At 45.1% G+C, this 7,565-nt stretch carries 5 protein-coding genes and 1 pseudogene; 3 read left to right on the top strand and 3 right to left on the bottom strand.

The window, feature by feature from the left end:
* Positions 1 to 310: pseudogene (locus tag B4K20_RS10295) on the bottom strand (YcaO-like family protein); the annotation flags it as partial.
* A gap of 69 nt (positions 311 to 379) precedes the next feature.
* Positions 380 to 1,138 carry a plastocyanin/azurin family copper-binding protein gene (locus B4K20_RS10290; RefSeq protein WP_289282819.1) on the bottom strand — a complete coding sequence of 253 codons (759 nt, stop codon included), beginning with the start codon at positions 1,136 to 1,138 and terminating at the stop codon, positions 380 to 382.
* Positions 1,139 to 1,435: 297 nt separating this feature from the next.
* Here B4K20_RS10290 and B4K20_RS10285 point away from each other — a divergent pair, with 297 nt between their 5' ends.
* The 3 genes from B4K20_RS10285 (at position 1,436) to B4K20_RS10275 (ending at position 7,249) form a co-directional block, all read left to right on the top strand.
* On the top strand, positions 1,436 to 2,734 hold the full coding sequence (locus B4K20_RS10285; protein ID WP_289282818.1) for a DEAD/DEAH box helicase: 1,299 nt from the start codon (positions 1,436 to 1,438) through the stop codon (positions 2,732 to 2,734).
* Positions 2,735 to 2,990: 256 nt separating this feature from the next.
* Positions 2,991 to 4,073 (top strand): efflux RND transporter periplasmic adaptor subunit, encoded by a 1,083-nt coding sequence (locus B4K20_RS10280; protein ID WP_289282817.1) that lies wholly within the window; start codon positions 2,991 to 2,993, stop codon positions 4,071 to 4,073.
* 17 nt (positions 4,074 to 4,090) lie between these two features.
* Positions 4,091 to 7,249 carry an efflux RND transporter permease subunit gene (locus B4K20_RS10275; RefSeq protein WP_289282816.1) on the top strand — a complete coding sequence of 1,053 codons (3,159 nt, stop codon included), beginning with the start codon at positions 4,091 to 4,093 and terminating at the stop codon, positions 7,247 to 7,249.
* A 34-nt stretch (positions 7,250 to 7,283) separates the two neighbouring features.
* Here the strand turns inward: B4K20_RS10275 and B4K20_RS10270 are convergent, their stop codons facing one another.
* Complete coding sequence (locus B4K20_RS10270) at positions 7,284 to 7,535, bottom strand: GNAT family N-acetyltransferase (RefSeq protein WP_289282815.1); 252 nt, start codon at positions 7,533 to 7,535, stop codon at positions 7,284 to 7,286.
* Positions 7,536 to 7,565 lie beyond the last annotated feature (30 nt).

Raw genomic sequence — 7,565 nt, 5'->3', positions numbered from 1 at the left:
AATGCACAAAAGGCGCCTGGCTATGTTGCTCACCCAGATAGAAGTCAGCAAAAAAATAATTACAACTCAAACGCTCAAAATATTCACCTAAGGCACTGGCTAAACAGGCTTTAGCAGAACTCCCTTTACCATTGGTAAACATCAACGGACAGCTTTTATCACGAATATGCACCGAGTAAACATGGCTGACCGGATTTAGCCACGATGCCTCTTCGACATCAAAACCAAACGCTTTCAACTTCGCTTGCATGGTCGTAATACTGGTTTCCAGATCACGATCTTTACCTTTAATAAATGTTTGTTCAGTCATGATTTTTTCCAAAAAATAACCCCCTGCTCAATACGAACAGAGGGTTGTTTGACATCATCAGCGGTTGTCTTACATTTTTTCAGCGGCAGCAATCGCTTTTCTTACTAAACGTCCTGCAGCGCCTTTCGCATCAGCCGCTTTGATTTGCTCGAGGTTGACCGGATTACCAACGATGATGGCGCCGCCCATACCTGCACCAAAGTGAGGTGTGCATTTGTACACATAGATACCTTCAACGGTAAAGGTACGCTGATAGTTTTCACCCATTTGTGAATGCCATGCTTCAGCACCTTCCGGAATCAGGCCTTCTAATGATTGTGTATCATGCGTAGGCATATTTTCCCAAGCGACTTTATCGCCAGGCTGAATCTGAATGACCAGTGGATCATATTTGAGACCAACCGCAGTAACAATGTGCGTTTTCGCTTCTGCAGACGCTTGCTCTTGTTCTTCAGGCGCCGCTTCAGCTTGTGTTTCTTCAACAGCCGCTTTCACGTCTTCAGCGGCATCATTCGCTTCACTGGTGTCTGGCTCGGCAATGGCCGCTTCATCTACCACTGTTTCAGGTACCGCCTCTTTCGTATCTTCCATATGCTCGGTGACGGTTTCATTCACACCACCCACTTCGTTTTGTTCAATGGGCTGAGTCATCTCGCTTTCAACAGATGCTGGCGCAACCGCATCACCTACTTTATCTTCTTTATTAGAAGAAGGTACATTGGCATAACGTTCTTTACTGTCATTTACAAAGACTGTAGATACAGCAGCAACAACAAAGATCGCCAATAGCGCAATTACAATGGCAATTAAAATGGATTTTTTCTTCATGATTCCTCCTAAGTAAAAAGTGATAAATGAATGATAACATTCTAAACTGACGATTTTTGTAGAGAAAACAATATTCCTATCAAAACTCTGTCATAATTGTGCCTACAGAACTCGTCGTTACCTGCTTCAGGGTAGACAATAAGTTCCATGTGTTAACAGCCGTTCTGACATGACCTCCACTTTTACATCCCGCTTTGTCGATGTAACACAACCGTGACTGTTAACCTTATCCAAAAACACACGCTGAATAATGCGAAGACGCTGTTTTCACTATATACGCTTTATATTGAGTAAATTATGACATTTTCCGAGTTAGGTCTCATTTTGCCACTGCAACGTGCCGTGACAGAGTCAGGTTATACGACCCCCTCCCCTATTCAAGCCAAAGCCATTCCTGCCATCATGGAAGGTAATGATGTTATGGCAGCAGCTCAAACAGGTACCGGCAAAACCGCAGGATTTACCTTGCCAATTCTGCATAAACTCTCTGAGGGCAAACCTGCCCGAGCAAATCAGGCACGAGCACTTGTACTCACCCCCACTCGCGAGCTCGCCGCTCAAGTGGAAGAAAGCATTAAGACCTATGGTAAATATTTACCATTACGTTCTGCCGTTGTGTTTGGTGGTGTAAAGATAAACCCACAAATGATGCGTATGCGTCGTGGTGTTGATGTGTTAGTGGCTACCCCTGGGCGACTTCTGGATCTCTATCAACAAAATGCCATCCGTTTTGATGAGTTAGAAGTGCTTGTTCTGGATGAAGCTGATCGTATGTTGGATATGGGATTTATCCACGATATTCGTAAGATTATTAATTTACTGCCACAAAAACGTCAGACCTTAATGTTTTCAGCCACGTTTTCCATAGAAATCCGTGAGCTGGCAAAACGTCTGGTGAAGAATCCTGTCGAAATTTCTGTCGCCCCAGCCAACACCACAGCAAAAAAAGTGAAACAGTGGATTATTCCTGTCGATAAAAAACAAAAACCCGCTTTGCTGAATCAACTTATCCAGGATAATAACTGGTATCAGGTTCTGGTCTTTTCCAGAACAAAACATGGTGCCAACAAACTCACTAAATACCTGGAAGATCATGGGCTGAAAGCCGCCGCCATTCATGGTAATAAAAGCCAAGGTGCGAGAACACGAGCACTTGCCGACTTTAAATCCAATACCATTCAAGTGTTAGTGGCAACAGATATTGCCGCGCGCGGTTTAGATATTGATCAACTGCCCCATGTTATCAATGTTGATTTGCCTAACGTGGCTGCTGATTATGTGCATCGAATTGGTCGAACTGGACGTGCGGGTGCCGCAGGTGAGGCCATCTCCTTGGTCAGTGCCGATGAAATCGATCAGCTCAAAGATATTGAAAAATTAATTGGGAATAAACTGGAACGTGTGTATGTGGATGGTTTTGAACCCACACATGATGTGCCTGATAGTTATAGCTTAACGAAAAAGACCTCGGCCAAGCGTCATCCGGCTAAACCACGCTCAGCCAGACCGCATTCGGAAAATACGTCAGCGAAACGTCCTGCTCGGCGCCCACCCAGAAACAAACCATTGAATAAAACTAATAAAAAGTCTGGCTAACCATCAATTGGCGTAAGGGACGTTTTGTTTCTTTGCGCCTTTTCATCTTTACTTCATGTTGATGTTGTAAATTAAACATCACTTAGAACCATTTCTGCTTCCCGCCAGACAGATCAACGCACTAACAAGCTTCCATTAGTAAAAATTGTTTATTCGATGTAATCTTCATTAACAGCCTTAACAAATATTTACATCTTCGGGAACTAAGCGGTGACCAGCTACCTAAATATGCGATAACAGCCGTAAACGGAACAACATGAAGAATCATTATCATTGGAAAAGAGTCTGCCTATTTTTGTTTGTTTTGTCTGGTTTTCTCAGTACATCAAACCTCTATGCTGAAACACCTGTTTCAGTTATATCGCCAGAAAAATCGAAAGTAAGTGATAACTTAACACTCTCAGGAACCCTCACCGCTGAAAAGCGAGCCATGCTCTCACCCCGTGTAGATGGCTTGGTTTCAACTGTATTAGTGGATGCTGGCAGTCAGGTAAAAAAAGGAGACGTTTTACTCGAACTTGATCCCGCTTTATCTAAACAAGTGCTCGCTCAGGCAAGAGCGGCGACCGCTGAAGCAGAAGCGGCTCGTGATGAAGCAAAGCGCCTGGTTAACGAAGCCAAAGGCTTACGTGAGAAAAATTATATTTCAGCGAGTGAAAATGCCAGCCGTTTATCAAACTTAAATCTTTCTGAAGCTGCACTTATGGCAGCCAAGGCAGCAGAAGCATCTGCTCAGGAACAGTTAGCTCGTCATCATCTTCCAGCGCCTTTTTCTGGAGTTATCAGCGCTAAACTGACTGAGGTGGGTGAATGGGTCAATCGAGGTACCACTGTGCTGGAACTGGTGGCGACCGATAAAGTCCGCTTAGATGTCAAAGTCCCTCAAGAACGTTTTTCAGAAATTAACCAGCAAAATCAGGTAGAAGTCATTCCCGATGTTTTTCCAGATAAACGCTTCAAAGGCACCATCAATGCCATTGTGCCGGTCAGCGATCCTCAGGCAAGAGCTTTTTTAGTCCGAATTCTGATTGATACTGGCGACATTAGCTTATTACCTGGCACCTCTGCCCAAGCCATCATTGGACTCAATGATAATCAGCAAACTCAACAGCGCATCATCATCCCACGCGATGCTTTACTGCTACATCCTGACGGAGGCTATAGTGTTTTTATTGTTGAGAATGGCATAGCTAAGCGTCAGAAAGTCCAGATTGGCAACCAAAGCAGTCAGGGTGTCACCATTCTGTCAGGCATCACATTAGAAGATAAGGTCGTCACACGTGGTAATGAAGTTTTACGAGACGGAGAAAACGTCACGCTTGTTGACCAAGAACAATAACCAGGTGTCATTTCATCATGCTTGAAGCCCCCATTAGAAACGGAAAGCTGCTCACGGTCATTGTTCTGATCATTATGGTGCTGGGTATCGCCGCGGCAAAACGTATCCCCGTACAAATGATTCCTGATCTTGATGTGCAAACCATCAGCGTCGTCACGGGATGGCCCGGTGCCACACCACAGGATATTGAAAAAGAAATCCTGATAGAACAAGAGCGTTATCTGCGAAGTGTTCCCAATCTGGCGCGAATGGAGTCACTGGCCGATACCGGACAGGCCACCATTGAGCTTGAGTTTCCATTTGGTGTGGATATTAATGAAACATTAATTGAGGTCTCTAACGCGCTCAGTCAGGTCTCCAATTATCCCGAAAATGTTGATCAACCTCGTCTCTACAGCAGTTCATTTTCTGAAAATGCCTTTATGTATTTTGCTGTGACCCCACTGCCTGGCAACCCTCTGAGCCTGGATATGGATATGGTCACTGACTTTATCGATGATGATGTCAGACCTAGAATGGAACGTGTAGCAGGTGTGTCTGAGGTTCAACTTCGAGGTGGTGCTGAAAGACAAATACAGATCCATATTGATCCTGCAAAACTGGCGCAGCGTGGACTCTCTCTAACTGATGTCCGAGATGCCATCCGTGAGCGTAACAGAGATACCTCAGCCGGTGATCTTGATGATGGTAAACGTCGCTATTTTATTCGAACGGTCGGTCGGTTTAAGGATGTTGAAAGCCTGAAAGAACTGACACTTGCCCACCGAAATAACACCGACATCAAACTCAAAGATGTAGCGGAAGTCCGCCTAGATCATTATGAAGTACGGGGCTTATCCATCGTCAATGACGAAGCCGCACTGACCATGGCAGTAAAACGTGAAACAGGCTCAAACGTTATTGATATCAAACAGGCCATGCTGAAAGAAGTGGATGAGATTCGGCAAGATCAACTTCATCCTAACGGCTTAACGATTTCGTTAATTGGTGATGATGTTCGCTATGTTCAGGCCTCGGTAGAAAAGGTCACACAGAATCTGGCACTAGGGGCTATTCTCGCGACACTTATTCTGTATTTATTCTTGCGTTCAGGCAGAGCGACCGTAATTGGTCTGCTCGGTATGCCGGTGTGCACGATTGCTGCTTTTATTGGTCTATTAGCCTTTGATCGCACCATCAACGTCATCTCACTGGCGGGGATCGCCTTTGCTATCGGTATGACAGTGGATAACACCATTGTGGTACTAGAGAGCATTGAGCAGGCGCGCCGACGTGGCCTGGACCGTATTCAAGCCGCGATCACTGGCGTAAAAGAAGTCTGGACCGCGGTACTGGCCTCCAGCATGACCACCGTACTCGTATTCGCACCAGTATTATTTGTCGATGAAGAAGCCGGGCAGCTTTATTCAGATATTGCTATTGCGATATCGACAGCGATATTAGCCTCCATGTTATTCGCCGTCGCTGTCGTACCTGCTGCTTGTGCCCGCGTTGGCTTTGGTGATGACCGTGATCATGGTGATGATTTAAGTCATCCAGGCCCGATTTTAAAATTGGTCAGCTGGCTCAATACTTCGCCCTTTAAACGCCTCCTTTCCATTGTCATTATTTTTACCTGCACAATGGGTGCTGGCTGGTATTTACTTCCACCGGCCGAATATTTACCTGAGGGTGAGGAACCGAAAGCGTTCAGTATGATGGTGGCTCCACCTGGCTATAACTTACCTGAAATGCGTTTACTGGCAGATGATATCCGCCAGCATTTAAGTGAAGCCTTGCAGGCTGACCCAAATAAATTTGATGAAGGTGAACACAAACTACCCGCCCTGAAATATTATTTTCAGCGTATTAATCCAGGCTCAATATGGATTCTGAGTGAACCTGTTCGACCACAAGACTTAGAAGCCATGATGGATGCACTGACATCCATGTTTAAGGAATATCCAGGCATGCGTGGCTTCTCAAACCGTGGCTCAATTATTTCGAGCAGCCAAGGCGGCACACGAGCCGTGAATCTTGATATCTCTGGTGCCGATCAGGAAAGCCTCTATAGTACAGCTGAATACGCGATAAGACGTGCTGAAAAGCTGTTTGGTAATCCACAGATTGAATCCGAACCTTCCGCCTTGTCTTTAGATCAACCCTTAGTCGAAATTCGTCCAAACTGGGATCGACTAGCTGAGATCAATATGTCTGCAGATGATTTTGGTTACACAGTCGCGGCACTGAGTGATGGGGCTTATGTGGACGAGTTTTTTATGAATGATGACAAAATTGATATGTTCATCTTCAGCACCGCCGGACAAAACCAAACCCTGTCCTCACTGGCTAATGTGCCTATCATGACACCACAAGGCACTGTGTTACCCTTAAATGCACTAGCCAATATTGTGGATACAGTTGATAGCGATCAGTTACGACGTGTGAATGGTCGTCGTACCGTCACTTTATTGATTATTCCGCCAAGAGAGATCGCGCTGGAAACTGCCGTGAATCAGGTTCGTACTCAAATGCTGCCCAATATGCAGGCAGAGGGTGAAGTGGCAAAAGGTGTGTCTATCAGTATTTCTGGGGCCGCCGATCAGTTAGATGCCACCCGTGAATCCTTATCAGGCAACCTGGTCATTGCCTTAATTCTTATTTATTTGCTGCTGGTCGCTATTTTTAGTCACTGGTGGTATCCACTGCTGATTCTCGCGACAGTCCCTCTAGGCATCGCCGGTGGTATTGTTGGCTTAGCGGCGGTCAATGCTGCTGGGCCAGTGCTAAATATCTTTGGTCTACCCGCCATTATCCAGCCATTCGATATGATTACCATGCTCGGTTTTGTGATTTTACTGGGTACAGTCGTCAATAACCCGATTCTGATTGTTGAACAGGCACGAAGAAATTTGGAAGATAAAGCTGTATCGGTTCGTGATGCCGTCAATCAGGCCGTTGCCACGCGCTTACGTCCAATTTTGATGTCCACTGCCACTACCGTATTTGGTCTAGCACCTTTAGTCTTTATTCCAGGTGCTGGTACTGAGCTCTATCGCGGTGTCGGTATCGTGGTACTGGTTGGGATTTTATGTTCAATGATTGTCACACTGACCTTTTTACCCAGTTTATTAATTACAGTATTGAACTGGGCTGAACGCTTTTCTTCCAGAAAAAAAGAGATATCAACGACATAAGATTAGAACTAAAAAGCGAATAACAATGTGTTTATTACAAGACTTTAGTAACTAAAAAGTGTGGGCCGATTTCTGGAATAATAAACTCTTTGGAAGCCTGCTTATAACCTGAGTTTGTATAGAAACCCATTGCTGTGCTTCTGGCATTAGCCCAGATTAGCTCTGCATCTTGCGATTCTGCATAGTCTTCTGCAGCACTCAATAGTGCTTTTCCAAGCCCTTTACCTCGATAATTTGTCGCTGTCGCCATCGCCCTTATTTGATAGGTGTTAGTCTGCTTAAGCAAAGGATTATCCTTCACACGGAAATTTTATTA

The organism is Methylophaga sp. UBA5088 (assembly GCF_002414625.1).
Lineage (GTDB): Bacteria > Pseudomonadota > Gammaproteobacteria > Nitrosococcales > Methylophagaceae > Methylophaga > Methylophaga marina.
Note: the sequence above shows the minus strand (reverse complement) of the source record. Positions and strands in the feature narration are given on the sequence as shown.